The organism is Pseudomonas sp. IT-P260, assembly GCF_949768395.1.
GTDB lineage: Bacteria > Pseudomonadota > Gammaproteobacteria > Pseudomonadales > Pseudomonadaceae > Aquipseudomonas > Aquipseudomonas parakoreensis.
This window is the reverse complement of sequence record NZ_CATKPO010000033.1, coordinates 104729-131722: the sequence shown is the minus strand read 5'-3', so window position 1 is coordinate 131722 and position 26994 is coordinate 104729. Positions and strand designations below refer to the sequence as shown.

The 26994-nt window shown below is 61.4% G+C and carries 23 protein-coding genes; 17 read left to right on the top strand and 6 right to left on the bottom strand.

Features of this window, described 5'->3' with window-relative positions:
* Positions 1–367: 367 nt before the first annotated feature.
* From arnB to ACM6HV_RS14495, 14 genes are all read left to right on the top strand, one after another.
* Positions 368–1516, top strand: a complete 1149-nt coding sequence (gene arnB, locus ACM6HV_RS14560) for a UDP-4-amino-4-deoxy-L-arabinose aminotransferase (protein ID WP_145598085.1) — start codon at positions 368–370, stop codon at positions 1514–1516.
* A complete protein-coding gene (gene arnC / locus ACM6HV_RS14555) occupies positions 1513–2544 on the top strand; it encodes an undecaprenyl-phosphate 4-deoxy-4-formamido-L-arabinose transferase (protein ID WP_145598084.1) in 1032 nt (343 codons plus the stop codon). The genes arnB and arnC overlap by 4 nt, the downstream gene beginning before the upstream one ends.
* Positions 2541–4532: a bifunctional UDP-4-amino-4-deoxy-L-arabinose formyltransferase/UDP-glucuronic acid oxidase ArnA gene (gene arnA, locus ACM6HV_RS14550; RefSeq protein WP_414904554.1), complete on the top strand. Its 1992-nt coding sequence runs from the start codon at positions 2541–2543 to the stop codon at positions 4530–4532. The genes arnC and arnA overlap by 4 nt, the downstream gene beginning before the upstream one ends.
* Positions 4532–5416 carry a 4-deoxy-4-formamido-L-arabinose-phosphoundecaprenol deformylase gene (gene arnD / locus ACM6HV_RS14545; protein ID WP_041063807.1) on the top strand — a complete coding sequence of 295 codons (885 nt, stop codon included), beginning with the start codon at positions 4532–4534 and terminating at the stop codon, positions 5414–5416. The genes arnA and arnD overlap by 1 nt, the downstream gene beginning before the upstream one ends.
* A complete protein-coding gene (gene arnT, locus ACM6HV_RS14540; RefSeq protein WP_086791184.1) occupies positions 5413–7062 on the top strand; it encodes a lipid IV(A) 4-amino-4-deoxy-L-arabinosyltransferase in 1650 nt (549 codons plus the stop codon). Before arnD ends, arnT begins: the two co-directional genes overlap by 4 nt.
* Positions 7059–7403, top strand: a complete 345-nt coding sequence (gene arnE / locus ACM6HV_RS14535) for a 4-amino-4-deoxy-L-arabinose-phosphoundecaprenol flippase subunit ArnE (RefSeq protein ID WP_414904553.1) — start codon at positions 7059–7061, stop codon at positions 7401–7403. Before arnT ends, arnE begins: the two co-directional genes overlap by 4 nt.
* Positions 7400–7813 (top strand): 4-amino-4-deoxy-L-arabinose-phosphoundecaprenol flippase subunit ArnF, encoded by a 414-nt coding sequence (gene arnF / locus ACM6HV_RS14530; protein ID WP_414904552.1) that lies wholly within the window; start codon positions 7400–7402, stop codon positions 7811–7813. Before arnE ends, arnF begins: the two co-directional genes overlap by 4 nt.
* A complete protein-coding gene (locus tag ACM6HV_RS14525) occupies positions 7810–9189 on the top strand; it encodes a UDP-glucose dehydrogenase family protein (protein WP_145598079.1) in 1380 nt (459 codons plus the stop codon). The genes arnF and ACM6HV_RS14525 overlap by 4 nt, the downstream gene beginning before the upstream one ends.
* Positions 9186–10784: a glycosyltransferase family 39 protein gene (locus tag ACM6HV_RS14520; protein ID WP_145598078.1), complete on the top strand. Its 1599-nt coding sequence runs from the start codon at positions 9186–9188 to the stop codon at positions 10782–10784. Before ACM6HV_RS14525 ends, ACM6HV_RS14520 begins: the two co-directional genes overlap by 4 nt.
* 79 nt (positions 10785–10863) lie before the next feature.
* Positions 10864–11382: a GNAT family N-acetyltransferase gene (locus ACM6HV_RS14515; RefSeq protein ID WP_414904551.1), complete on the top strand. Its 519-nt coding sequence runs from the start codon at positions 10864–10866 to the stop codon at positions 11380–11382.
* Positions 11383–11524: 142 nt separating this feature from the next.
* Positions 11525–12703 (top strand): MFS transporter, encoded by a 1179-nt coding sequence (locus ACM6HV_RS14510; protein WP_414904550.1) that lies wholly within the window; start codon positions 11525–11527, stop codon positions 12701–12703.
* A 155-nt stretch (positions 12704–12858) separates the two neighbouring features.
* Positions 12859–13545 carry an HPP family protein gene (locus ACM6HV_RS14505; protein ID WP_414904549.1) on the top strand — a complete coding sequence of 229 codons (687 nt, stop codon included), beginning with the start codon at positions 12859–12861 and terminating at the stop codon, positions 13543–13545.
* A 235-nt stretch (positions 13546–13780) separates the two neighbouring features.
* Positions 13781–14887, top strand: coding sequence for an enoyl-CoA hydratase/isomerase family protein (locus tag ACM6HV_RS14500; protein ID WP_414904548.1), 1107 nt, complete (start codon positions 13781–13783; stop codon positions 14885–14887).
* Between the two features lie 3 nt (positions 14888–14890).
* On the top strand, positions 14891–16042 hold the full coding sequence (locus ACM6HV_RS14495; protein WP_414904547.1) for an acyl-CoA dehydrogenase family protein: 1152 nt from the start codon (positions 14891–14893) through the stop codon (positions 16040–16042).
* Between the two features lie 186 nt (positions 16043–16228).
* Here the strand turns inward: ACM6HV_RS14495 and ACM6HV_RS14490 are convergent, their stop codons facing one another.
* From ACM6HV_RS14490 to ACM6HV_RS14465, 6 genes are all read right to left on the bottom strand, one after another.
* Positions 16229–17002 carry an enoyl-CoA hydratase gene (locus ACM6HV_RS14490; RefSeq protein ID WP_414904546.1) on the bottom strand — a complete coding sequence of 258 codons (774 nt, stop codon included), beginning with the start codon at positions 17000–17002 and terminating at the stop codon, positions 16229–16231.
* 119 nt (positions 17003–17121) lie between these two features.
* The gene (locus ACM6HV_RS14485) at positions 17122–18249 is read right to left on the bottom strand and encodes an acyl-CoA dehydrogenase (RefSeq protein ID WP_414904545.1); all 1128 of its coding nucleotides are present in this window, start codon (positions 18247–18249) and stop codon (positions 17122–17124) included.
* Between the two features lie 147 nt (positions 18250–18396).
* Complete coding sequence (locus ACM6HV_RS14480) at positions 18397–19590, bottom strand: acetyl-CoA C-acyltransferase (RefSeq protein WP_414904544.1); 1194 nt, start codon at positions 19588–19590, stop codon at positions 18397–18399.
* 12 nt (positions 19591–19602) lie between these two features.
* The gene (locus ACM6HV_RS14475; protein WP_414904543.1) at positions 19603–20364 is read right to left on the bottom strand and encodes an SDR family NAD(P)-dependent oxidoreductase; all 762 of its coding nucleotides are present in this window, start codon (positions 20362–20364) and stop codon (positions 19603–19605) included.
* A gap of 15 nt (positions 20365–20379) precedes the next feature.
* Positions 20380–22044 (bottom strand): AMP-binding protein, encoded by a 1665-nt coding sequence (locus ACM6HV_RS14470; RefSeq protein ID WP_414904542.1) that lies wholly within the window; start codon positions 22042–22044, stop codon positions 20380–20382.
* Between the two features lie 261 nt (positions 22045–22305).
* Positions 22306–23322, bottom strand: a complete 1017-nt coding sequence (locus tag ACM6HV_RS14465) for an AraC family transcriptional regulator (protein ID WP_414904541.1) — start codon at positions 23320–23322, stop codon at positions 22306–22308.
* Between the two features lie 290 nt (positions 23323–23612).
* Between ACM6HV_RS14465 and efeU the strand changes: the two genes are divergently transcribed.
* From efeU to efeB, 3 genes are read left to right on the top strand one after another with little or no spacing between them, the layout of a single operon-like run.
* Positions 23613–24467: an iron uptake transporter permease EfeU gene (gene efeU, locus ACM6HV_RS14460; RefSeq protein WP_414904540.1), complete on the top strand. Its 855-nt coding sequence runs from the start codon at positions 23613–23615 to the stop codon at positions 24465–24467.
* An 8-nt stretch (positions 24468–24475) separates the two neighbouring features.
* Positions 24476–25675, top strand: a complete 1200-nt coding sequence (gene efeO / locus ACM6HV_RS14455) for an iron uptake system protein EfeO (RefSeq protein WP_414904539.1) — start codon at positions 24476–24478, stop codon at positions 25673–25675.
* A 17-nt stretch (positions 25676–25692) separates the two neighbouring features.
* Positions 25693–26991: an iron uptake transporter deferrochelatase/peroxidase subunit gene (efeB, locus tag ACM6HV_RS14450; protein WP_414904538.1), complete on the top strand. Its 1299-nt coding sequence runs from the start codon at positions 25693–25695 to the stop codon at positions 26989–26991.
* Positions 26992–26994 lie beyond the last annotated feature (3 nt).

The window sequence follows — 26994 nt, the reverse complement described above, 5'->3', positions numbered from 1 at the left end:
TACAGCACTACAACAACTAACAAATGCAATGTACTTGAAGTAAAGAAGGTACTTGAGCGGCACTGTCCGACAAAAAACTGCGATGGACGGCAGAAGCCTGAACAGCGGCTGTATAAGTGACAGATAAACGATTCGCCAACCGGTTTTTCATGTTCCTTTCACAAAAACCGGCATAACCTTAATTCCCATAGGTTCGGTAGTGGCTATGCCCCAACCTGCCGGGCAAATCGTGAAAAGTCAATCTATCCCCGACGTCATGCTTTTTTTGCCAAGTTATTGATGCAGGAGCGCTTTTCTGTGTCTACGCTGAGGCTGGATCCAATAATCGAGTGAATCCATCCTTTATTTTTTTTGTAATGAGGTGCCCATGAGTCAGGCGTTTCTCCCCTTCTCCCGCCCCAGTATTGGCGATGAGGAAATTGCCGCAGTCGAGCAGGTATTGCGCTCGGGCTGGATCACCACGGGGCCGAAAAACCAGGCGCTCGAAGAGCAATTTGCGCAGTACGTGGGTTGCAAGCACGCGGTGGCCTTGTCTTCGGCCACCGGCGGGATGCACATCACGCTGCTGGCCCTGGGCATCGGCCCGGGCGACGAAGTCATCACCCCGTCGCAGACCTGGGTCTCGACCGCCAACATGATCTCCCTGCTGGGCGCCAAACCGGTGTTCGTCGATGTCGACCGCGACACGCTGATGACCGACGCTGCACGCATCGAAGCGGCTATCACCCCGCGGACCAAGGCAATCATTCCGGTGCACTATGCCGGCGCAGCATTCGATCTCGATCCGCTGTATGCCCTGGCTGACAAGTACGGCATTCCGGTCATCGAAGACGCCGCCCACGCTGCCGGCACGCGCTACAAGGGGCGTCACGTTGGTTCGCAAGGCACGGCGATCTTCTCGTTCCATGCGATCAAGAACATGACCTGTGCCGAAGGCGCGATGTTCGTCACCGACGACGAAGCCCTCGCCAGCCGCGTGCGCATGCTCAAATTCCACGGCCTGGGCGTCGACGCCTATGACCGTCTGACCGGTGGCCGCAAGCCGCAGGCACAAGTGATGGAGCCGGGCTTCAAATACAACCTGGCCGACATCAACGCCGCGATTGCCCTCGTGCAGTTGCAGCGCCTGGACGAAATCAACGCCCGCCGCACCGAACTGGCCACGACCTATTTGCAAAAGTTCGAAGGCCTGCCAGTGCAACCGCTGGCCCTGCCCGACTACGCCCAGCAACACGCCTGGCACCTGTTCATCCTGCGCATCGACAGCGAGCGTTGCGGCATGGACCGCGAAGCCTTCATGAAGGCGTTGCAGGATCAGGGCATCGGCACCGGTATCCATTTCATCGCCACCCACCTGCACACCTGGTATCGCCAGCGTGACCCCGACCTGTACCTGCCCAACACCGAATGGAACTCGGCGCGGCTCTGCTCGATTCCGCTGTTCCCCGACATGACCGGTCAAGACCTTGATCGCGTTGTCGGTGCCATCGCTCAAATCATGGAAAAACGCCTGTGAAACCTTATCCAATCCGTAGCGTGTCGATCGTCATCCCGGTCTACAACGAACAGGAAAGCCTGCCCGAACTGCTGCGTCGTACCGAGGCGGCCTGCCGCCAGTTGCATCACGATTTCGAAATCGTGCTGGTCGACGACGGCAGCCGCGACGAATCGGCAAACATGCTTGAAGAAGCCGCCGGGCGTGAGAACAGCCCGTTCGTGGCGGTCATTCTCAACCGCAACTATGGTCAGCACGCCGCGATCATGGCCGGTTTCGAACAGTGCAAGGGCGACGTGGTCATCACCCTCGACGCCGACCTGCAGAACCCGCCGGAAGAAATCCCGCGGCTGGTGGCCGAAGCCGAAAAAGGTTACGACGTGGTCGGCACCGTGCGCGGCAACCGTCAGGATTCGGCGCTGCGCCGTTATCCGTCGAAGCTGATCAACCTTGCCGTGCAGCGCTCCACTGGCGTTGCCATGAGCGACTACGGCTGCATGCTGCGCGCCTACCGCCGCACGATCATCGACGCGATGCTCGCCTGCCGCGAACGCAGCACGTTCATCCCGATCCTGGCCAACAGCTTCGCCCGTCACACCACCGAAATCGTCGTGGCCCACGCCGAGCGTGAACACGGCGATTCGAAATACAGCCCGATGCGCCTGATCAACCTGATGTTCGATCTGGTGACCTGCATGACCACCACCCCGCTGCGCCTGCTCAGCATCGTCGGCTTCGCCATGGCCGGGCTGGGCGTGCTGTTCGCGATGGTGTTGATCGTCCTGCGTCTGGCCTTCGGTGCCGGTTGGGCCGGTGACGGCATGTTCGTGCTGTTCGCCGTGCTGTTTGTGTTTACCGGTGGCCAGTTCATCGGCATGGGGCTGCTGGGTGAATACCTCGGCCGCATGTACAGCGATGTACGCGCCCGTCCGCGTTTCTTCATCGAAAAGGTGTTGCGCAGCCAGCCGGCCGCTCCGGCCCCTGCCGTCACCGTTGATGGTCTTTCTTCTACCGCTACTTCTTCCACTTCCGATCAGGTTCTCTCATGAGTGCAAAAACTGTTGTCTTCGCCTACCACGATATTGGCTGCGCCGGCATTGAAGCCCTGCTCAACAGCGGCTATGACATTGCAGCAGTGTTCACTCACGCCGATGACCCGAAAGAAAACGCGTTCTATGCCTCGGTTGCCCAGCTGTGCGCCAACAAAGGCATCCCGGTACACGCACCGGAAGACGCCAACCATCCACTGTGGATCGAGCGCATCGCCAAGCTGGACCCGGAATACATCTTCTCCTTCTACTACCGCAACCTGCTGAGCGAGCCACTGCTGGCCCTGGCCAAAAAAGGTGCATTCAACCTGCACGGTTCGCTGCTGCCACGCTATCGCGGCCGCGCTCCGGCGAACTGGGTACTGGTCAACGGCGAAACCGAAACCGGCGTGACCCTGCACCGCATGGTCAAGCGCGCTGACGCTGGCGCCATCGTTGCCCAGCATCGCGTTGCCATCGAACGCAGCGACACCGGCCTGACCCTGCACGCCAAACTGCGCACGGCCGCCAGCGACCTGCTGCGCGACACCCTGCCGAACATGCTGCAAGGCAAGATCACCGAAACCCCGCAGGACGAATCGAAAGCCACCGTGTTCGGTCGTCGCACCCCGGCGGACGGCAAACTGGTCTGGGCCAAACCGGCCGAAGAACTGTTCAACCTGGTGCGCGCCGTGACCCGTCCTTACCCGGGCGCCTTCTGCGCCGTGGGCGAGCACAAACTGATTGTCTGGAGCGCCGACGTCGTCAAGGGCAACGAAGGCCAGGCGCCAGGCCGCGTGATCAGCGTCGATCCGCTGCGCATTGCCTGCGGTGAGGACTCGCTGGTGATCAACGCCGGTCAGCGCAACGACAACGGTCTGTACCTCAGCGGCCCGCAACTGGCCAACGAACTGGGTCTGGTGGATGGCTCGCTGCTGCGCGGCGCCGAATCCGGGCGTGCGCCACGTCGTACCCGCGTACTGATCCTCGGTGTCAACGGTTTCATCGGTAATCACCTGTCCGAGCGCCTGCTGCGTGACGACCGCTACGAAGTCTACGGTCTGGACATCGGCTCCGACGCCATCGACCGCCTGCGCAGCCACCCGCACTTCCACTTCGTCGAAGGCGACATCAGCATTCACTCCGAGTGGATCGAGTACCACATCAAGAAGTGCGACGTGGTCCTGCCGCTGGTGGCCATCGCCACGCCGATCGAATACACCCGCAACCCGCTGCGCGTATTCGAACTGGACTTCGAAGAAAACCTGAAGCTGGTTCGCTACTGCGTCAAGTACAACAAGCGCGTGATCTTCCCGTCGACCTCGGAAGTCTATGGCATGTGCCAGGACAAGAACTTCGACGAAGACAACTCGAACCTGATCGTTGGCCCGATCAACAAGCAGCGCTGGATCTACTCGGTCTCCAAGCAACTGCTGGACCGCGTGATCTGGGCTTACGGCGCCAAGGGCCTGAACTTCACCCTGTTCCGTCCGTTCAACTGGATGGGCCCGCGTCTGGACCGTCTGGATTCGGCCCGTATCGGCAGCTCCCGCGCCATCACCCAGTTGATCCTCAACCTGGTGGAAGGCACGCCGATCCGTCTGTTCGACGGTGGCGAGCAGAAGCGTTGCTTCACCGACATCGCTGACGGCGTTGAAGCACTGGCGCGCATCATCGACAACGACAACGATGTCTGCAACGGCCAGATCATCAACATCGGCAACCCGGACAACGAAGCCAGCATCCGTCAACTGGGCGAAGAGCTGCTGCGTCAGTTCGAAGCACACCCGCTGCGTCACAACTTCCCGCCGTTCGCCGGTTTCCGCGACGTGGAAAGCAAGGCGTTCTACGGTGCCGGTTACCAGGACGTAGAGCACCGCAAACCAAGCATTGCCAACGCCAAGCGCCTGCTGAACTGGGAGCCGACCGTGGAAATGCGCGAGACCATCGGAAACACCCTGGACTTCTTCCTGCGTGAAGCCATGCTCGAAATCGCGGACAAGAAGTAATGCAGGCAGGTCTTCGTATCGATGTCGACACCTACCGCGGCACCCGAGAAGGTGTGCCGCGTCTGTTGGAGATGCTCGACGAGGCGCAGGTCAAGGCAACGTTTTTCTTCAGCGTCGGCCCGGACAACATGGGCCGGCATCTGTGGCGCCTGATCCGCCCGCAGTTCCTCTGGAAAATGCTGCGTTCCAACGCTGCCGGCCTGTACGGCTGGGACATTCTGCTGGCCGGCACTGCCTGGCCCGGCAAACCGATTGGCCGTGATCTCGGGCACCTGATGCGTCAGGCCCGGGACGCCGGTCACGAGGTTGGCCTGCACGCCTGGGATCACCATGGCTGGCAGGCCAATGCCGGTCGCTGGAGTGACGCGCAACTGATCGAACAGATCCGTCGCGGCGTCGACACCTTGAGCGACATCCTCGGCGAAAAGATCCAGTGTTCGGCCGCCGCCGGTTGGCGTGCGGACGAGCGCGTGATCGAGGCCAAGCAGACTTTCGGCTTTCGCTACAACAGCGATTGCCGTGGGCAGAGCCTGTTCCGTCCGCTGCTGGCGGACGGCACACCGGGCACGCCGCAGATTCCAGTGGACCTGCCGACCTTCGACGAGGTCGTCGGCCCGCACGTGGCGGCGAAGGACTTCAACGCCTTCATCCTCGACCGGTTCCAGTCGCAAGCACTCAACGTCTACACCATTCATGCCGAAGTAGAAGGGATTCTGATGGCTCAGGACTTTCGTCAATTGCTGGCCGATGCACGCCAGCGCCACATTGACTTCCAACCCTTGGGCAACTTGCTGCCCGAGTATTTCAACACCTTGCCCGTGGGCCGCGTGCAACGCGGTGCGCTCGAAGGCCGCGAAGGCTGGCTGGGAGTGCAAGGCGCATGACCAGACGCTGGGCACTGCCGCTGTTGGTCGGTCTTTGTCTGCTGGCCTATCTGTTGCCGTTGAGCACCCATGGCCTGTGGATCCCCGACGAAACCCGTTACGCACAGATCAGCCAGGACATGCTGCTCAGTGGCAACTGGGTGTCGCCGCATTTCATGGGCCTGCGTTATTTCGAGAAGCCGATTGCCGGCTACTGGATGATCGCCATCGGCCAGGAACTGTTCGGGCAGAACCTGTTCGGCGTGCGCTTCGCGTCGGCCCTCAGCACGGCGTTGAGTGTGTTGCTGGCCTACCTGGTCGCGCGCAGGCTATGGAACGATCCGCGCAAGAGCTTCGTCTGCGCCCTGCTCTACATGAGTTTCACCGTCGTCGCCGGTCAGGCCGGGTACGCCAACCTCGATCCGCAGTTCACCTTCTGGGTCAACCTGAGTCTGGTGGCGCTGTGGTTTGCGCTTGACAGCAAAAGCACCGGGCACCGCCTGGGCGCCTGGGCGCTACTGGGGCTGGCCTGCGGCATGGGGTTCATGACCAAGGGCTTTCTCGCCTGGTTGCTGCCGGTGCTGATCGCGTTGCCGTGGATGCTCTGGCAGAAACGCTGGCGTGAATTGCTGGTGTTCGGTCCGGTGGCCATCGCCATCGCGATCGTCGTCAGCTTGCCGTGGGCACTGGCGGTGCACGCACAGGAACCGGATTACTGGCGGTTTTTCTTCTGGCACGAACACATCCGCCGCTTCGCCGGCGACGATGCGCAGCACGATGCGCCATGGTGGTTTTACCTGCCGCTGCTGGTGGCGTTCAGTCTGCCGTGGGTTGGCCTGTTGCCGACCGCGTTCAAGCAAGCCTGGCAAACCCGGGCCCAGCCGAACATGGTCTTTCTGTTGCTGTGGCTGTGGTTGCCGCTGGGCTTTTTCAGCCTGAGCAACGGCAAGCTGCCGACCTACATCCTGCCGTGTCTGCTGCCATTGGCACTGCTGCTGGGCAATGCGCTGGCTGATCGTCTGCGTCTGGAACAAGGTCGGGCGCTGGGGATCAACGGTCTGCTGAACCTGCTGCTGGGTGTGGTCACGCTGATCGCACTGGTTTACCTGCAACTGAACAAACCGGTGTACGACCACGAACTGCACAGCATGGTGCTGGTGTTCATTGCCTTGATCGGCTGGATCATCGCCAACCTGGCGCAAGCGTTCCTGCCGCTGCAATGCTGGGCGGCGCCGGCGCTGGGCAGCCTGTTGCTGGCCGGGATCCTGCCGGCGGCGTTGCCCAAATCGGTGGTGGCCAACAAAACCCCGGATCAGTTCATCCGCCATCACGTCACTGAACTGTCCGGTGCCACGCACTTGCTGAGCAACGATCTGGGCGCCGCAGCGGCACTGGCCTGGCGCATGAAACAACCAGAGGTCGCGCTGTACAACACGGTCGGCGAACTCAAATACGGTCTGTCCTACCCGGAAGGTGCTGAACGCCGACTCACCAAAGACAACGTTCAGCAATGGGTACGTGAAGCGCGCCGCAGCGGCTCGGTCGGCGTGCTGATGCGCGTCAAGGGTCAGGACGAACTTGAAGAACTCGATCTGCTGCCTAAAGACGGTACCCGTTACGAATCGGGCAATCTGGTGATCATGGTGCTGCCCAAGGATCCGTCATGAGTTGGTTGCTGTTACTGACGGCGTGTCTGCTGACGTGTCTGGGGCAAGTCGCACAGAAATTCGCCGTGGAGAGCTGGCGCGGCGTTGAGTCGTCGTGGACTGACAAACTGCGTTCGCCGTGGTTGTGGCTGGCGCTGTTTTCACTCGGCAGCGGGCTGCTCGTCTGGCTACTGGTGCTGCAACGTCTTGAAGTGGGCATCGCTTACCCGATGCTCAGCCTCAACTTCGTACTGATCACCCTGATCGCCCGCTTCGTCTTTCGCGAGCCCATTGACCGCCGACATTGGCTGGGCGTGGCGCTGGTGATCGGTGGCGTGGTTTTGCTGGGGCAACAGTCATGAACCAGGTTCGTGGAATCGCTTTTGCTCTTGGCAGCGTGGGTCTGGTCAGCGCTGCCCAGTTGGGCATGCGCTGGAGCATGACGCGCCTGCCGCAACCGGAACAATGGCTGGCGGCGTTGAGCACCGGCAGTGTCGATCTCTCGGCACTGGCCGTGGTGGTGGCGGCGATTTTCGCCTACGCCCTGTCGATGCTCTGTTGGCTCGCGGCATTGCGCGATCTGCCGCTGGGCCGGGCTTATTCGCTGCTGAGCATCAGCTATGCGCTGGTGTACCTGCTGGCGGCCAGTCTGCCGCTGTTCAACGAATCGTTCAGTTTCACTAAATCGCTGGGCGTGGCACTGGTCATGCTCGGGGTCATCACTATTAACACTCGTCCGTCTCGTGCGCCCGAATTCAGGAGTGCTCCATGAAAATCACAGTATTTGGTAGCGGTTATGTCGGCCTGGTGCAGGCCGCCGTGTTGGCCGAAGTCGGTCACGACGTCGTGTGCATGGACATCGATCAGAAGAAAGTCGAACTGCTGCGCCAGGGTCACGTCAGCATCTTCGAACCGGGCCTGTCGAGCCTGGTGCGCGAAGGTCTGGACTCCAGCCGCCTGCATTTCACCTCGGATGAAAAACTCGCCGTGCAGCACGGTCGTGTCGCGTTCATCGCTGTGGGTACACCGTCCAGCGACGACGGCTCGGCGGATCTGAAATACGTGCTGTCGGTGGGTGACGCCGTGGCGCGCCACCGTGAGCAGCCGCTGATTCTGGTAGAGAAATCCACCGTACCGGTCGGCACCGGCGACACGCTGCGTGCACACATTCAGGCGGCGCTGGACAAGGCCGGTCGTGAGCTGCAGTTCGATATCGTCTCCAACCCGGAATTCCTCAAGGAAGGTTCGGCGGTGGCCGACTGCCGTCGTCCCGATCGCATCGTCATCGGCTGCGAAGGTGACGAAGTGCAGGACGTGATGCGCGACCTGTACTCGCCGTTCAACCGCAACCATGACCGCATCATGTTCATGGACCTGCGCAGCGCCGAGCTGACCAAATACGCCGCCAACTGCATGCTGGCGACCAAGATAAGCTTCATCAACCAGATAGCCGAACTGGCCGAACACCTGGGCGCCGACATCGAATCCGTCCGTCAGGGCATCGGTGCCGACACGCGCATCGGTTACCACTTCATCTACCCGGGCTGTGGTTATGGCGGCTCGTGCTTCCCCAAAGACATGCGCGCGCTGATTCACAGCGCCGAGCAGGCGCACTGCTCCAGCGACCTGCTGCAAGCGGTCGAAGCGATCAACGAGCGGCAGAAGCACAAGCTGTTTGACCGCATCAACGCGTTCTATAAAGGTGACCTGCGCGGCAAGACCTTCGCCCTGTGGGGCCTGGCGTTCAAGCCGAACACCGACGACATGCGCGACGCACCGAGCCGCGTGCTGCTCGATTCGCTGTTCGCCGCTGGCGCCAGTGTGCGCGCGTTCGACCCGGAAGCGATGCAGGAAACCCAGCACCTGTACCCGAACGAAGAAAAACTGATGCTGATGGGCACCCCGGAATCAGTGTTGGCGGGGTCCGACGCGCTGATCATCTGCACCGAATGGCAGCAGTTCAAGGCGCCGGATTTCGACCTGATCGAGCAACGCCTGAAAGCCCCGGTGATCTTCGACGGCCGCAACCTGTACGACGCCGAGCGTCTGGCGCGCAATGGCTTCAAGTACTTCCCGATCGGCCGAGGCGATTCGCGCAAACTGCCGATGCCGCTGCAGCAGTGGCCTAACAAAGCGGAAGTCGCTTGATCACGTTGTCGCCTGTCATCCGCCGGCAGTCCCTGATCGCAGGGCTGCTGGCACTGCTGTTGTTTATCGCCGGGGTTTACGGACAGGCTCCCATTGGCTTCGATTCACGTTTTGTGCTGTTTGCCCAAGAGATGCTCAGGCACGGGCCAACGGTATTCCCGACGACCTACGGGCAGCCGTACGCCGATTATTCGGCGCTCTCGACGCTGTTCATCTGGCTTTTGTCGCTGCCCTTCGGCGCGATCAATACCCTGACGGCGTGGCTGCCGAGCGCCATTGCCGGCGGCGTGATCGTGACGTTGATGTACCGCTTGCTGGCGGTGCATTCGCAGCGTTGGGCGTTGATCAGCATTGCGCTGCTGATGCTCACCAGCACCTTCGTTACCGAAGTGCGCGCGGTGTCGCAAGACCTGATGCTCGCAGCCGTGGCGCTGTCGGTGTTTTATCTGGGTTACGCGCACGACCACTTTGGCTCGCGCCGACGCTGGCCGCTGATCTTTGTCCTGTTGCTGCTGGGTTTTGGTATCCGCGGGCCGATCGGCCTGGTGGTGCCGACCGGCATGCTCTGCAGTTACTACCTGCTCAATCGAGAGTGGAAACGCCTGTTGGTGTTCGGTGTGCTGGCGTCGATCCTGCTCGCCGCGTGCGTCGCGCTGCTGTTGTGGCTGGCCAGACTCAGTGGCGGCGAAGCGTTCCTGCAAGACGTGATCCGCATGCAGTTCATGGGGCGCATGGACGGCAGTGAAGGCGTCAGCGGTTCGCTGTATTACTTCACCAGTTCCATGGGCAACTACGCACTGGCATATCCGCTGGCGATCCTGGCGTTGGCGGCGACCTGGCTGAGCAAACCGCATCAGCGCGGGCCGGCCTTGCGTCTGGTGCAATACTGCGCGGCTGCCGGGCTGATCGTCATGGTTGGCCTGTCGATTCCGCAGGCGAAGAAGGCGCGTTACCTGCTGCCGATGTTGCCGATGGCGGCGATCATCGCGGCGTACCCGTTTCAGGTGCTGCACGGTCGGGTGTTCCGCGTATTGCGTGGGGTGATCCAAGCTATCTGGCTGGTGACGCCGGGACTGTTGATGGTGGCCCTGCTGGTTGCCAAGCGCCGCTTTCCCGAGCAACTTGACGGCATCACCCTGGTGCTGATCGTGCTCGGTGTTCTGCAATTGCTCGCGTTGTCGCGCCTGTTGATACCGCGTTGGCGTGCCGAAGTGCTGGCGCTGTGCTCGGTGCTCGCGTTGTGGACGGTGTATGCCGCGGTGTTCGAACCGGTGGAGCGACGCTTGTACGACACGCAGGCGTTCAGTCGCGCAGCATTCGCGCAGGTGCAGCAGAACCCGGCACCGCTGGTGCTGCACGGCATGGGCAAAGACGCCAAGGCGATCAAGTTCATGGTCAACGTCGAGCAGGACCTGCAACCGCAGTTCACCGAAACGGTGCAGCAACTCGAAGCCCTCAAAGGCCCGGCCTGGCTGATGATGGACAGCAAGGACCTGCAATCGCTGCAGGGCACCTCGCTGGCGGGTCTGCAACCGGTGCTGACCGGCCGTTTCGACAAGAACGATTATGTGCTGCTGTACCTCAAACCCTTGTAGGAACTGACTGAGGCTGCGATCTTTTGCGCTTTCAGGAAAAAGATCGCAGCCTGCGGCAGCGCTTACAGGGACTTTTACCATGAGTTTTGTTGTACGCCGGGCGCGGCAGATTGATGCCGACGCCCTCCCCGCCATTGAATGCTCGGCCGCCGAGCTGTTTCGCACGGATCCGACCCTCGCCTGGCTGGCCGACACCGACGTGGCCAGCGCCGCGCAACACCGCCAGGCCATCGACCATGCCCACGTCTGGGTCGCCGAAAACACCTCGACGCAACTCGCAGGGTTTATCCGCGCGCTGGATGTCGGCAAGCAACTGCACATTGAGGAACTGTCCGTCAGCCTGGCGTTTCAGGGTCAGGGCGTGGGCCGTCAACTGCTGCTGGCCGCGATTGAACATGCCCGCCGTGAGCAGATGCGCGCCGTGACCCTGACCACATTTCGCGACGTGCCGTGGAATGCGCCGTTTTATCAGCGGATGGGGTTTGTGGACGTTGCACCCGGTGAGCACGAAGCGCATTTGCTCGATGCCCTGCAGAACGAAATCGAACAGGGTTTTGCCGCCGAGCGACGCTGCGCCATGCAGCTGAGATTGCCCTGACAGGACAAATCCCTTGTAGGAACGAGCCTGCTCGCGATAGCGTCCGGTCAGTCAACTGCGTTGGCGCCTGACACTCGGTATTGGCGAGCAGGCTCGCTCCCACATGGGTTTTCATCATAAAAATAAGGACATTTGCACTGCCGTGGCCACCTACTCCCGCCTGATACGCCGCCTGATGATCACCTCGCTGAGCATCGTCATCAGCCGTGCCCTGATCAGTCCGCTACTGACCCTGTTCCTCAGCAACAAACTGGGCCTCAACCCGCAGGACGTCGGTCTGCTGTTGGGCATCGCCGTGTTCAGTGCCACGCTGTTGTCGCTGTACGGCGGCTACATCATCGATCGCCTCGACAAGCGTCAGCTGTTGATCCTGACCATGCTCTCCAGCGGTGTCGGCCTGATGCTGCTGACGTTCGCGCAGAATCTGTATCTGGTCACGCTGGTGCTGATCATCAGTGAAACGGCGTCGGCACTGTTCCTGATCTGCTCCAAAGCGATGCTCAGTGAAAACCTGCCGGTCGGCCAGCGGGTCAAGGCGTTTTCACTGAACTACACGCTGACCAACATTGGCTACGCCGTGGGCCCGATGATCGGTGTTGTGATTGCCGGGCTTCAGCCTTCAGCGCCGTTTATCGTCGCCGGGCTGATTGCCGCCGGCAGCGTTTTCCTGCTGCTGGGGGTATCGCGCGAGACCGGTCCGCTGTCGCCGGCCAGCCCACCACAGAGTTTCCTGAACACCCTGATCATCCTGAAAAACGACCGCACGATGATCCTGTTCACCCTCGGTTGTCTGCTCAGCACCCTGGTTCACGGGCGCTTTACCCTGTACCTGTCGCAATACCTGCTGGTGACCCATACCCAACAACAGACACTCGACACCATGGCCGCTCTGCTGGCCTGCAACGCGATCACGGTGATCCTGCTGCAATACCAGATCGGGCGTTTTCTCAAGCGCGAGCACCTGCGGTTCTGGATTGCCGGCGGTACGGCGTTGTTCATCGTCGGTCTCATCGGTTTCAGCCTGGCGGATAACCTCGTCGGCTGGTGCGTGGCGATGTTCATCTTCACCCTCGGCGAGATGATCATTTACCCGGCGGATTTCCTCTTCGTCGATACCCTCGCGCCGGAGGCGCTGCGCGGCAGTTATTACGGCGCGCAGAACCTCGCGGCACTGGGCGGTGCGCTGAGTCCGGTGATGTGCGGGTTCCTGCTGATGCACACGCCGGCGCCGAGCATGTTCTACGCCTTGAGCGCTCTGGCGGCGCTGGGTGGGTATCTGTGTTTTGTCAGTGGACGCCGCGTGGCCACAATTCAAAAATAATGCACTGAAGCAGCATTTATATGAATTTGTCAGCATCGAATTTGCACGGCACACTGTGCGCGTTCCTCCCCCAATAGTTGGAACGCTTCGAGGACTTTCCGAAACGGACAAGTCCTTTTTTTTGCCTCGATTTTACTGCCAAGGACCCGATTCACATGCTCGCTCGCTGGTTCCCCGCCGCCATCAACACCCGCCCCACCGAATGGAGCCGCGCCGCCATCGGTATGGCGCTGGGCACCTTGTTCAGTGTCTGGGCGTGCAGTCAGGTATTCGGCCATGAAGTGGCGTATCACCTGATCGGGCCATTGGGCGCCTCGGCCGTGTTGCTGTTTGCCGTGTCTTCCGGCGCACTCGCGCAACCGTGGTCGATCATCGGCGGCTACCTGTGCGCCAGCGTGGTCGCGCTGCTGGTGGCCCACGTCCTCGGCCGAACCCTGGGTAGTGCCTGTCTGGCGGCAGGCATGGCGCTGATTCTGATGTGCTGGTTGCGTTGTCTGCACCCGCCGGCCGGCGCGCTGGCGCTGACGCTGGTGCTGGCCGATCCCGCCACCATCGCCCTGGACTGGAAAGCCATGGAACCGGTGATGCTCGCCGCCGCGTGCATGCTGCTCAGTGCGCTGGCCTACAACAACCTGACGCGCATCCGCTACCCGAAGCGCCCGGCCGAACCCGCGCCGCTGCAGGCTCCCGTCGACAGTCAGTCAATTACCGCCGAGGATTTGAAACGGGCACTGGCTGAGATGGAAGCGTTTATCGACGTCACTCCCGAAGACCTCGAACAACTGATCCATGCCAGCGAACTGCACGCCAAACGCCGCAGCATCGGCGAAGTCTTCACCTGACACCTCACTCTCCCTGTAGGAGCTGTCGAGTGCAACGAGGCTGCGATCTTTTCAAGATCAAAAGATCGCAGCCTTCGGCAGCTCCTACACAAGCACATCCGATTTTCCCTAAGGCAAAAACGCAAACTCCCCCTGCACATATCCCCGTTGTACACGGCAAATTTGCACTGTTACGATCCGTCAACGCTCGCGCGCGAGCTTCTCGAATAAAGACAATAAAAGCAGGGAGTTAGTGATGACTGCTCAGGCTTCATCCCCGCGGACGCCGTCCATGGATGCCACGCAAAACGACGTGCTGGCCGAGGTTCGCAACCACATCGGTCACCTGACCCTCAACCGCCCCGCCGGTCTCAACGCCATCACCCTCGACATGGTTCGCCAGTTGCAGCAGCAACTCGATGCCTGGGCCGCTGATGCCAGTGTGCATGCGGTGGTGCTGCGCGGTGCCGGTGAAAAAGCTTTCTGCGCCGGTGGCGATATTCGTTCCCTGTACGACAGTTTCAAAAGCAGCGCTACGCTGCACGAAGATTTCTTCGTCGAGGAATACGCCCTCGACCTGACCATTCATCACTACCGCAAACCGGTGCTGGCGTTGATGGACGGTTTCGTCCTCGGCGGCGGCATGGGCCTGGTGCAAGGTGCGGACCTGCGGGTGGTCACCGAGAAGAGCCGTCTGGCGATGCCGGAAGTGGCCATCGGTTATTTCCCCGATGTCGGCGGCAGCTATTTCCTCTCGCGCATTCCCGGTGAACTGGGGATCTATCTGGGCGTCAGCGGCGTGCAGATTCGCGCGGCGGATGCGCTGTATTGCGGGCTGGCGGACTGGTTTGTCGACAGCCGCCAACTGGCGAGCCTCGACGAACAACTCGATCACCTGGAATGGCACGACACGCCGCTCAAGGATCTGCAGGGCCTGCTCGCCAAAAACGGCGTGCAAACCCTGAGCGACGCGCCGCTGGAGAAGCTGCGCCCGGCCATCGACCATTTCTTCGCCCTGCCGGACGTGCCGAGCATTGTCGAGCAACTGCGCGCAGTCACCGTCGCCGACAGCCATGAGTGGGCGACGACCACCGCTGACCTGCTGGAGACCCGCTCGCCACTGGCGATGGCCGTGACCCTGGAGATGCTCCGTCGGGGTCGGCAATTGAGCCTGGAACACTGCTTCGCCCTCGAACTGCATCTGGATCGTCAGTGGTTCGAACGCGGCGACCTGATCGAAGGCGTACGCGCCCTGCTGATCGACAAAGACAAGACACCTCGCTGGAATCCGCCAACCCTCGCCGCGCTGGACGCCGGGCACGTCGCGAGTTTCTTTAACGGTTTTGATGGGAGCGGGAGCTGAGCCATGCACGATCTCGAACTGACTGAAGAACAAGTAATGATCCGCGACATGGCCCGGGATTTTGCCCGTGGCGAAATCGCACCTCACGCACAAGCCTGGGAAAAGGCTGGCTGGATCGACGACGCGCTGGTGGCGAAGATGGGCGAACTCGGTTTGCTCGGTATGGTGGTGCCCGAGGAATGGGGCGGCACTTACGTTGATTACGTGGCCTATGCGCTGGCCGTCGAAGAAATTTCAGCCGGTGACGGCGCGACTGGCGCGTTCATGAGCATTCACAACTCGGTGGGTTGTGGGCCGGTCATGAATTACGGCAGCGAAGAACAGAAACAAACCTGGCTGGCCGACCTCGCCAGCGGTCAGGTCATTGGCTGCTTCTGCCTCACCGAACCGCAGGCCGGCTCCGAGGCGCACAACCTGCGCACCCGCGCCGAATTGCGCGACGGCCAGTGGCTGATCAACGGCGCCAAACAATTCGTCAGCAACGGCAAACGAGCGAAACTGGCGATCGTGTTTGCGGTGACCGATCCGGATCTGGGCAAGAAAGGCATTTCTGCATTCCTGGTGCCCACCGATACGCCGGGTTTCATCGTTGATCGCACCGAACACAAGATGGGCATCCGCGCCTCCGACACCTGCGCAGTGACCCTGAACAACTGCAGCATCCCCGAGGCCAACCTGCTCGGCGAACGCGGCAAGGGTCTGGCAATTGCCCTGTCCAACCTCGAAGGCGGACGCATCGGCATTGCTGCGCAGGCCTTGGGCATCGCCCGAGCGGCGTTTGAAGCGGCGCTTGTGTACTCCCGTGATCGCATCCAGTTCGGCAAGCCGATCAACGAACACCAGAGCATCGCCAACCTGTTGGCCGACATGCACATGCAAATCAACGCGGCGCGCTTGATGATCCTGCACGCGGCACGCCTGCGCTCGGCGGGCAAACCGTGTCTGTCAGAGGCGTCGCAGGCCAAACTGTTCGCCTCGGAGATAGCCGAAAAGGTCTGCTCGTCGGCGATTCAGATTCACGGCGGGTACGGGTATCTGGAGGACTATCCGGTCGAGAAGTACTACCGCGATGCGCGGATTACCCAGATCTACGAGGGGTCGAGCGAGATTCAGCGGATGGTGATTGCGCGGGAGCTGAAGAACTACCAACTGTAAAAGCAAAAGATCGCAGCCTTCGGCAGCTCCTACAGGAAACCGGTGTAGGAGCTGCCGAAGGCTGCGATCTTTTGATGTTGCCTCAAAAGCTTCGCGAGCAGGCTCGCTCCCACAGGGGATTTGTGTACGACATAAATCCCCTGTGGGAGCGAGCCTGCTCGCGAAGGCGTCAGTCAGATCAACCCATTACTTGCCCTGAAACTCCGGCGCACGCTTGGCCACAAACGCCGCCATCCCTTCCTTTTGATCCTGCGTCGCAAACGCCGCGTGGAACACCCGGCGCTCGAAGCGCACGCCTTCAGTCAGGTTGACCTCAAACGCACGGTTGACGCTTTCCTTGACCATCATCGCAATCGGCAGCGACTTGCTGGCGATCACAGCGGCGACTTTCAACGCCTCGTCGAGCAACTCATCGCTCGGTACGATCCGCGCAACGATGCCGCAACGTTCGGCCTCCACCGCATCGATCATCCGCCCGCTGAGGCACATTTCCATGGCCTTGGCCTTGCCCACGGCGCGGGTCAGACGCTGGGTGCCGCCCATGCCCGGGAGCACGCCGAGGTTGATTTCCGGTTGACCGAATTTGGCGTTGTCACCCGCGAGGATGAAGTCGCACATCAGCGCCAGTTCGCAGCCGCCGCCAAGGGCGAAGCCGTTGACCGCAGCAATGATTGGCTTACGGCGGTTGGCCACACGGTCGCTGTCGCTGAACAGGTCGTCCATGTAGATTTGCGGATAGGTCAGCTCGGCCATTTCCTTGATATCCGCACCGGCGGCGAAGGCTTTCTTCGATCCGGTGATGACGATGCAACCGATGTTCGCATCCGCTTCCAGACCATCGAGGGCATGGTTCACTTCGCTGACCAGTTGCGCGTTCAACGCGTTCAGCGCCTGCGGACGGTTCAGGGTGATCAGACCGACGCGGCCGTGGTTTTCCAGCAGAATTGTTTCGTAGCTCATACATGACTCCTGAATTTGTACCCTGTAGGAGCTGCCGCAGGCTGCGATCTTTTGATCTTGTTTTTAACAATCAAAAGCAAAAGATCGCAGCCTGCGGCAGCTCCTACAAAGGGTTGGGGTTAAAGGTTGCGTGAGATGACCATGCGCTGAATGTCGCTGGTGCCTTCGTAGATTTGGCAGACTCGCACGTCGCGGTAGATGCGTTCCAGCGGGAAGTCGTTGAGATAACCGTAACCGCCCAGCGTCTGCAACGCCATCGAGCAGACTTTCTCGGCCATTTCCGAGGCGAACAGTTTGGCCATCGAAGCCTCGACCAGCGCCGGCTGACCGCTGTCGCGCAGCGCGGCGGCGTAATGCACCATTTGCCGAGCGACGGCGATCTGCGTGGCCATGTCGGCGAGACGGAACGCCACGGCCTGATGCTCAATGATCGGTTTGCCGAACGTATCGCGCTCGCGGGCGTAATCGCGGGCGGCTTCGAACGCAGCGCGAGCCATGCCCACCGATTGGGAAGCGATGCCCACCCGCCCGCCTTCGAGGTTGGCCAGGGCGATCTTGTAGCCTTCCCCCTCCTCACCCAAGCGGTTGGCGACCGGTACTTTGACGTCTTCAAACAGAATCTGACAGGTGTCTGACGCATGCTGGCCGAGTTTGTCTTCGACCCGTGCGACTTTGTAGCCCGGTGAATCGGTGGGCACGATGAACGCGGTGATGCCGCGCTTGCCGGCATTCGGATCGGTCACCGCAAACACGATCACGATCCCGGCGTTCTGCCCGGACGTGATGAACTGTTTGCACCCGTTGAGCACGTAGTGATCGCCTTCCAGACGGGCGCGGGTTTTCAGGCTGCTGGCATCGGAGCCGGCCTGCGGTTCAGTCAAAGCGAAGGCACCGAGCATGGCGCCGCTGGCCAGCGGTTTGAGGAAGCGCTCGCGCTGGTCGTCGTTGCCGAACTTGAGGATCGGCACGCAGCCGACCGAGTTGTGCACGCTCATGATGGTCGAGCAGGCGCCGTCGCCGGCGGCGATTTCTTCCAGGGCCATGGCGTAGGCCAGGTAACCGGTGTCACAACCGCCCCACTGTTCCGGCACGAGCATGCCGAAAAAGCCCAGTTCGGCCATTTCGCCGATGGCTTCCTTGGGGAAGCGATGTTCGCGATCCCACTCGGCGGCGAACGGTTTCAGCCGTTCCTCGGCGAATTGCCGGGCCATGTCGCGGATCTGGGTCTGGTCTTCGTTGGGAATCATGGTGAATCCTTAACTTAAATCCGGGTTACCACACAGAACCCCTGTGGGAGCGAGCCTGCTCGCGAAAGCGGTGTGTCAGTAAAGTAAACATTGACTGACACGACGCCTTCGCGAGCAGGCTCGCTCCCACACGGATTGGAGTTTGTTTCAGTAAACGCATTCCACGGCCATCGCCGTGGCTTCACCGCCGCCGATGCAAATCGCCGCAATCCCGCGTTTCAGGTTTTTCTGGCGCAGGGCCGAGAGCAAGGTCACCAGAATCCGCGCGCCCGAGGCACCGATCGGATGGCCCAGCGCGCAGGCGCCGCCATGCACGTTGAGCTTGTCGTGGGGGATTTCAAGGTGGGTCATCGCCGCCATCGCCACCACGGCGAACGCTTCGTTGATTTCGAACAGATCGACCTCGTTCAACGCCCAACCAGTCTTCTTCACCAGCTTCTTGATCGCGCCAATCGGTGCCACCGGGAACAGGCCCGGCGTGTCGGCAAACGCCGCGTGACCATGAATCACCGCCAGCGGTTTAAGCCCGAGTTTCTGCGCTTGCGACTGACGCATCAGCACCAGCGCCGCCGCGCCGTCGGAGATCGAGCTGGAGTTGGCCGCTGTCACCGTGCCGCCTTCGCGGAACGCCGGTTTCAGCGAGGCGACCTTGTCCAGCTTGGCTTTCGGCGGCTGCTCGTCGTTGCTGATCAGCCGCTGTTCCTTGCCGACGGTCACTGTGAGCGGAACGATCTCGGCTTTGAAGCTGCCGTCCTTGATCGCCTGCTGGGCGCGGGTGGTCGAGGCGATGGCAAACGCATCCTGGGCTTCACGGCTGAAGTCGTTGGTTTCGGCGCAGTCTTCGGCGAAGGTGCCCATCAGTCGGCCCTTGTCGTAGGCGTCTTCGAGGCCGTCGAGGAACATCGAATCGAGCACGCGGCCATGGCCCATGCGGTAACCGGCACGGGCGCGGTCCAGCAGGTACGGCGAGTTGGACATGCTTTCCATGCCGCCGGCAATCACCACGTCGGCGCTGCCGGCCAGCAGCATGTCATGGGCGAGGATGGTGGTTTCCATGCCCGAACCGCACATCTTGTTGACCGTGGTGCAACGGGTGGATTTATCCAGCCCGGCGCCCAGAGCCGCCTGACGGGCCGGTGCCTGACCGAGGCCGGCGGGCAATACGCAACCGAACAACACTTCGTCGACCGCGTCGTTGGCGACGCCGGCGCGTTCCACTGCGGCCTTGATCGCGGCGGCACCGAGTTGCGGCGCGGTGAGGCTTTTCAGTTCGCCTTGAAAACCGCCCATCGGGGTACGGACGGCACTGACGATAACAATCGGATCGTTGGCAAGAGTCATGACAAATCCTCCTTACTTGGCGGCCATGCGCAAGGCGCCGTCGAGACGGATCACCTCACCGTTGAGCATGCTGTTTTCGATGATATGCCGAACCAGCGCGGCGTACTCGGCAGGTTTCCCGAGGCGCGGCGGAAAAGGTACGCCAGCGGCCAGCGACTCGCGCACTTCCGGGGTCATGCCGGCCATCATCGGCGTTTCGAAAATGCCCGGAGCGATGGTCATCACGCGGATGCCGAAACGCGCCAGTTCACGCGCGGCCGGCAGGGTCAGGCTGGCAATCGCGCCTTTTGAGGCGGTATACGCCGCCTGGCCGATCTGGCCATCGAACGCTGCGACCGAGGCGGTATTGATGATCACCCCACGCTCGCCATCGGCATTGGCTTCGCTCTCGGCAATGGCCGCTGCGGCCAGTCGCAGCATGTTGAAGCTGCCGATCAGATTGACGTTGATCACTTGGGCAAAACTCGACAGCGCATGCGGGCCGTTCTTGCCGAGGATCTTTTCGCCACGGACGATACCGGCGCAGTTGACCAGACCGTTGAGGCTGCCAAAGGCTTTCACCGTCGCCTGTACGGCAGCTTCAGCGGCGGCTTCGTTGCTGATATCGGCCACCACACTTTGCGCGCCGAGGCGCTGGGCCTGCGCGGCGACGGCTTCGGCATTCATGTCCACCAACATCACTTTGGCGCCGGCGTTGACCAGCAATTCGGCGGTGGCGGCACCCAGGCCGGACGCGCCGCCGGTGACGATAAAAACCTTGTTCTCGATCTGCATGACGGACTTCCTGATTCAAGCTGAAACGTTGTGCGCCGCGGCCTCTTGAGCCTTGGCGATTTCCTGGTTGCGCAAGATAAAGCGCTGCAATTTGCCGCTTGGGGTTTTCGGCAATTCGCTGACAAATTCGATTTCACGCGGGTACGAATGCGCGGCCAGACGCTTGCGCACGTGTTGGCGCAACTCTTCGGCCAGCGCCGGTTCGGCGCGGTATTGCGGGTTGAGCACGACGAACGCCTTGACCAGTTCGGTACGCTCCGGATCCGGCTTGCCGACCACGGCGGCTTCGACCACCGCCGGGTGTTCGATCAGCGCGCTTTCGACGTCGAACGGGCCAACGCGGTAGCCGGAGGTGGTGATCACGTCATCACTGCGCCCGACGAAGCTGATGCTGCCGTCCGGGTTCCATTCCACGGTGTCGCCGCTGAGGTAGTAATCGCCGACGAAGGCTTTGGTCGGCACACCTTCATAGCCGCCGAACCAGCACATCGGCGACTGCGTGCGGTCGATGGCGAGGATGCCCGGCTGGCCGACACCGAGTTCGTTGTACTGCTCGTCGAGCACCACGATGCGATGGCCCGGCGAGGCGAAACCGGCGGCGCCGAGGTGGATCGGATGCTGCAGACCGTGGTGGTTGCACAGCACCATGCCCAGTTCGGTCTGCCCGTAATGGTCGTGAATCACCACGCCGAGGTTGTCGGCGAACCAGCGGATCACTTCCGGATTCAGCGGCTCGCCAGCGCTGCTGACGATGCGCAGCTTGCCCTTGATCGACTTGGCGAACTCGTTGCCGCCGGCAATCAACAGGCGATACGCGGTCGGCGAGCCAGTGAGGTTGGTGATGGCGTATTTGTTGATCACCCGGCAGGTGCTTTCGAGGGTGAACGGGCCATCGTAAAAGGTGATCGGATGCCCCATCGCCATCGGCCCGGTGACGCCGAAATAGATGCCGTAGGCCCAGCCCGGATCGGCGACGTTCCAGAACGAATCTTCAGGGCGCAGATCCACCGCGTCGCGGGTGTAGCTCTGGAACGCGACGATGGCCTTGAGCGGCACCGACAGCGCTTTCGACGGGCCGGTGGTGCCCGAGGTGAACATCAACAGGAACGGATCTTCGCCGCTCAGCAGCACCGGTTCGCAAACGCTGGAATAGTTGGCCAGTTCGGCCCAGAAACTGAAATCGCCGCGGACGATGCCCTGACCTTTGGCGCCGCCGACGGTGACGATGGTCGGGCAATCCATGACTTCGGCGAGTTTTGGCCGGTTGACCGCGTCAGTGACCACCACTTTGGCCCCGGAGCTGTTCAGCCGATGCTCGATGGCCTTGGGGCCGAACGCGGTGAACAATGGCTGATACACCGCGCCAATACGCCAGGTGGCGAACACGGTGATGAGCAATTCGATGTTGCGCGGCAGCAGGCCGGCGACCTTGTCGCCCTTTTGCACGCCTTGTTCGAGAAGGAAATTGGCGAAGCGCGCGGCTTTGTCTTGCAGTTCGCTGAAGGTGTACGTGGCACTGGCGCCGTCGCGGCCTTCCCAGAACAGCGCGATGCGCCCCGGCAAGGCATGGCGGTCGCAACATTCGACGCAGGCGTTGAGCGCCTCCAGCGTGCCGCTGAGCGCAGCGTCCACGGTGTGCTGATAGTTGAACTGTTCGGTGGCAGACAAGTAATCGCGCATTGCCAGAATCCCTCGGTGTTTTTATTAGGCTGGGAACCGTAAACAACACAGGGATAGTCGCGCTGCGGCGCGGAGGCGGCAATGGTCAAAGCCATCAAAGTGGCTGACTGGTTTGGCCATGCTTGCACAATGACAAACAAACGCCTGTAGGAGCTGCCGCAGGCTGCGATCTTTTGATCTTGTTTTTTAGAACATCAAAGGCAAAAGATCGCAGCCTGCGGCAGCTCCTACAGGGGAAGCGCATTCCAAATGTGCGTCGGATCAGACCGCTTCGTTAAGGATCAGGGTGCGGTAATGCCCAGGATTGGACCCCGACCACTTGCGAAACGCCTTGTAGAACGAACTCGCATCGGCGAACCCCAGCCGCGTGGCAATCTCGACGAAGCTGATCGACGGCTCCGCCAGCCAACTGATCGCCAATTCCTTGCGCACGCTGTCCTTGAGCCCCTGATAGGTCTGCCCTTCCTCGGACAAACGTCGACGCAGGGTCGAGGCGGACATGCACAGTTGCTGCGCCAGCACCTCGGTCTCCGGCCACTGTTCGGCGGGTAGCTGCCGCAGGTCCTGCTTGATCCGGCTGGCCAGGCTTTCCGGGTCGCGGTATTTCACCAGAATGTTCGCCGGCGCATGGGCCAGAAAGCGTTTCAATTCTTCGGCCGTGCGCTTGATCGGCAGATCAAGGCAGTCAGCGGCGAAAATCATCCGCGTACGCGGACGTTCGAAGCGCAGGTTTTCCGAGAACATCACCCGGTAGTCGTCGCAGAAATCCGGCTCGGCGCAGCGCAATTCGATCGCCAGAATCGGAATCCGCCGCCCCGCCAGCCAGCAGGCCACGCCGTGGACGATCATCCAATAGGTGAAATAGGTGAACGCGCGGCGCGGCTCCGGGTCGTCTTCGAGCAGGACGATTTCCGCCAGGCTCTGCTGATGCACCAGTTGCGCGGGCATTTTTTCCAGCATCAGCGAGAGAAAACTCAGGCCCATGTTCAGGCCGGCGGCCAGCGTCGATTGCGCCATGGCGCTGCGGCAGAGGAATTCGAGGCTGCCGGACCTGAGCCGGCGCGGATCCATGCCAAAGAACTCGTCATCGCCGCGCCGGGCCAGCAAGCGCCAGAGTTTCGCGTATTGCGAGGCGGGCACCCGCCCCTGTTTGCTGTGCAGCAGGGCCGGCGCAATCCCGACCTTGTTCAAGACTTCATCCGTGGCCACGCCCGGGGCACAACTTTGCAGCAGCGCTTCACGCACCAGCTGCACGGCGATGGTGTCTTTTTCCGACATGGAGCGAGGCAGACCTTGTGGTTTTCGAGTGACGGGCATCTTAACGCAGGATGCGAATTCAGCACGAATCCCCTGTAGGAGCTGCCGAAGGCTGCGATCTTTTGACTTTGATTTTTAAAAACAAGATCAAAAGATCGCAGCCTTCGGCAGCTCCTACAAGGGGGCTGTGCGGGGGACGAAAAACATGCCGTTCAGCGAATGTTCAGGTAAATGTCAACCATCCCCATTTGGGAATGAGTGTCATTATGTTACAACTTAGCCACCTATCTAAATCACTCGTGGTTGCCTGAATGCTCGTTCCCTTTCTGATCATGCTGCGCGAAGGCATTGAAGCCGCGCTGATCGTTGGCATCATCGCCAGCTACCTGCAACAGACCGGTCGTGGCCAGTGGATGCCGGCAGTGTGGATCGGCGTCTTCCTCGCCGCTGCGCTGGCGCTGCTGGTCGGCGGTGGCCTGGAACTGGTCAGTGCCGAATTCCCGCAGAAACAGCAGGAATTGTTCGAAGGCATTGTCGGACTGGTCGCGGTGGGCATTCTCAGTTCGATGGTGTTCTGGATGCGCAAGGTCGCACGTTCGATCAAGCATTCATTACAGGCCTCGCTGGATCACGCCTTGACCTCGTCAAAGCATCAAGTAATCGCACTGATCGCCATGGTGTTTTTCGCCGTGGCTCGCGAAGGACTGGAAACCGTGTTCTTTCTGCTCGCGGTATTCCAGCAGAGCGAAGGCCCGGGCGCGCCAATCGGTGCCCTGCTCGGCCTGTTGTTGGCAATCGTCGTCGGTTTCCTGATCTACAGCGGCAGCATGCGCCTGAACCTGTCGGCGTTCTTCAAGTGGACCGGGTTGTTCATTCTGGTGGTCGCCGCCGGAATCCTCGCCAACTCGGTGCAAGCCCTGCATGAAGCCGGTGTGTGGAATCACCTGCAAAGTGTGCTGTTTGATTTCAGCGCGACGCTGCCGATGGACGGCCCGCTGGGTTCGGTGCTGGCCGGCATGTTCGGTTATCAGGATGCGCCGACCGTCAGCACCCTCGGTGCGTACCTGATCTATCTGGTGCTGGCGCTGGCGATGTTTTTCTACCCCGCCGCGCCGGCCTCCAGCGCAGACACAGCCGGCAAATCGTCTTCCGTTTCCAGCCAATAAGGGCACCCATGTCAACGCCTAATACTCCTCAGGCCTCGCCTCCCCGCGCCTTGCGATGGGCGGTGGCCGGTTCGGTGGTCGTGATGATCGCCGCCGGCGGCCTGTTCTACTACGCCTCGAAAATGGCCGCGGCCAAGCGTCAGCACAATCATGACGAAGTGGTGGTCAACATCAACGCGCACAGCTGTGATCCGAATGAGCTGACGGTTCCCGCCGGCCGCGCCAGTTTCCGCATCGTCAACCGTTCCGAGCGGGCGGTGGAATGGGAAATCCTCGACGGCGTGCTGGTGATCGAAGAGCGTGAGAACATTGCCCCGGGCCTCAGTCAGGTAATCAACGCCAATCTGCAACCCGGCGACTACGCGATCACATGCGGTCTGCTGAGCAATCCGCGTGGCGTGTTGCACGTAACGCCTACCGCAGCCTCCGACGCTGCCGCCAAGGCCAAACCGTCGATGGTCGCTTTCGTCGGGCCTTTGTCGGAGTTCCGCGTGTATCTGGCGACTCAGGGCAGCGCGCTGATCAAAGCCGTGACCGCGCTGAATCAGGCAGTTGCCAGCGGCGACCTGGCGCAGGCGCAAGCGCTGTACCTGCCCGCCCGTACCGCTTACCAGCGTCTGGCACCTGCCGCGCAAAGGCTGGCGGAACTGGACAACAGCATCAATGCCCGCGCCGATTACTTCGAAAAACGTGAGCAGGATCCAGCGTTCGTCGGCTTCCACCGCGTCGAATATGCGCTGTTCCAGCAGCGCAGCCTCGACGGCTTGGTCCCGGTCGCCGAGCGTCTGCTGGTCGACGTCACCACGCTCAAACAGCAACTGCTGGCCCAATCGCTGCCGCCGGAACAGCTGGTGAGCATCGTAGTGCGCAACCTCAACACCCTGGCCGACGTGCGCGCCGCCAGCGGTGAAGAGGAACGCTACAGCCACGCCGATCTCAACGGTTTTGCCGGCAATCTGGAGACCGCGCACAAGGTCGTCGAATTGCTGCGGCCGATGCTGAGCAAGTCGGCGCCGGATCTGCTGCCGAAAATCGACGCGGCGCTGAGCGATTTCGACAGCGTACTGAACAGCTTCAAGGTCAAGGACGGCTACGCCACTTACGACACGGTCAGTGGCGCACAACGCAAACAGATCGCCGACAAGGCCAAGGCACTCGCCGACGCTCTGGATGGCATCGACCCCGCCCTCGGCCTCTCCGGCCTGTAAGCAGAAGACGAATACCGATGAAAGAATTGCAAAACCTCGATGTGCAACGTCGCCGCCTGCTGATGGGCATGGGTGTCGCCGGCGTCGCCCTGGCCGGATCGGCCCTGAGTTGCCCGGCCATGGCTGCAGCCCCGGCGCAAGTCACCGAAGCGCCGAGCAGCGACAAGACTGAAGACCGCCACGACTTCCACGGCGTGCACCAGACCGGCATCGTCACCCCGCGCCCGGCGTCCGGCATGCTGGTTTCGTTCGACGTACTGGCCAGTGATCGCGAAGACCTTGAGCGGCTGTTCCGTACCCTCAACGAGCGCATCGCGTTCCTGATGAAGGGCGGCCCGGTGGCGCAGATCGACCCGAAACTGCCGCCGCCGGATTCCGGCATTCTCGGCCCGGTGGTGACCCCGGACAACCTGACCATCACCGTCTCGGTCGGCGAATCGCTGTTCGACGAACGCTTCGGTCTGGCCGCCGCCAAACCGAAGCGCCTGCAACGCATGGTCGGCTTCCCCAACGATGCGCTGGAAGCCGAGTGCTGCCACGGCGACTTGAGCCTGCAGTTCTGCTCGAACACCGCCGACACCAACATTCACGCCCTGCGCGACATCGTCAAGAACCTGCCGGACCTGCTGCTGGTGCGCTGGAAACAGGAAGGCAGCGTGCCGCCGCAAGCCCCGGCCAAACCGGGTGTGCCGGCGCAATCGGCGCGTAACTTCCTCGGTTTCCGCGACGGCTCGGCCAACCCCGACTCCAACGACGCCAAGGCCATGGACAAGATTGTCTGGGTGCAACCGGGCAGCGATGAGCCGGCCTGGGCGGCGCACGGCAGCTATCAAGCGGTGCGGATCATCCGCAATTTCGTCGAGCGCTGGGACCGTACGCCGTTGCAGGAACAGGAAAGCATCATCGGTCGGGTCAAGACCACGGGCGCGCCGATGGGCGCCCACCATGAAACCGAGGTCCCGGATTACAGCAAAGACCCGGAAGGCAAGCTGACCAAGCTCGACGCGCACATCCGCCTGGCCAACCCGCGCACTGCCGCGAGCCAGGCCAACCTGATCCTGCGTCGGCCGTTCAACTACTCCAACGGCGTCAACAAGAACGGCCAGCTCGACATGGGCCTGCTGTTCATCTGTTATCAGGCCGACCTGGAAAAAGGCTTCATCACCGTGCAGACCCGGCTCAACGGCGAGCCACTTGAGGAATACCTCAAACCGGTCGGCGGCGGTTACTTCTTCACCCTCCCGGGTGTCACCGGCGACAAGGATTTCATCGGTCGCTCGCTGCTCAACGCCACCCAACCCAAAACAGCTGCCTAACCA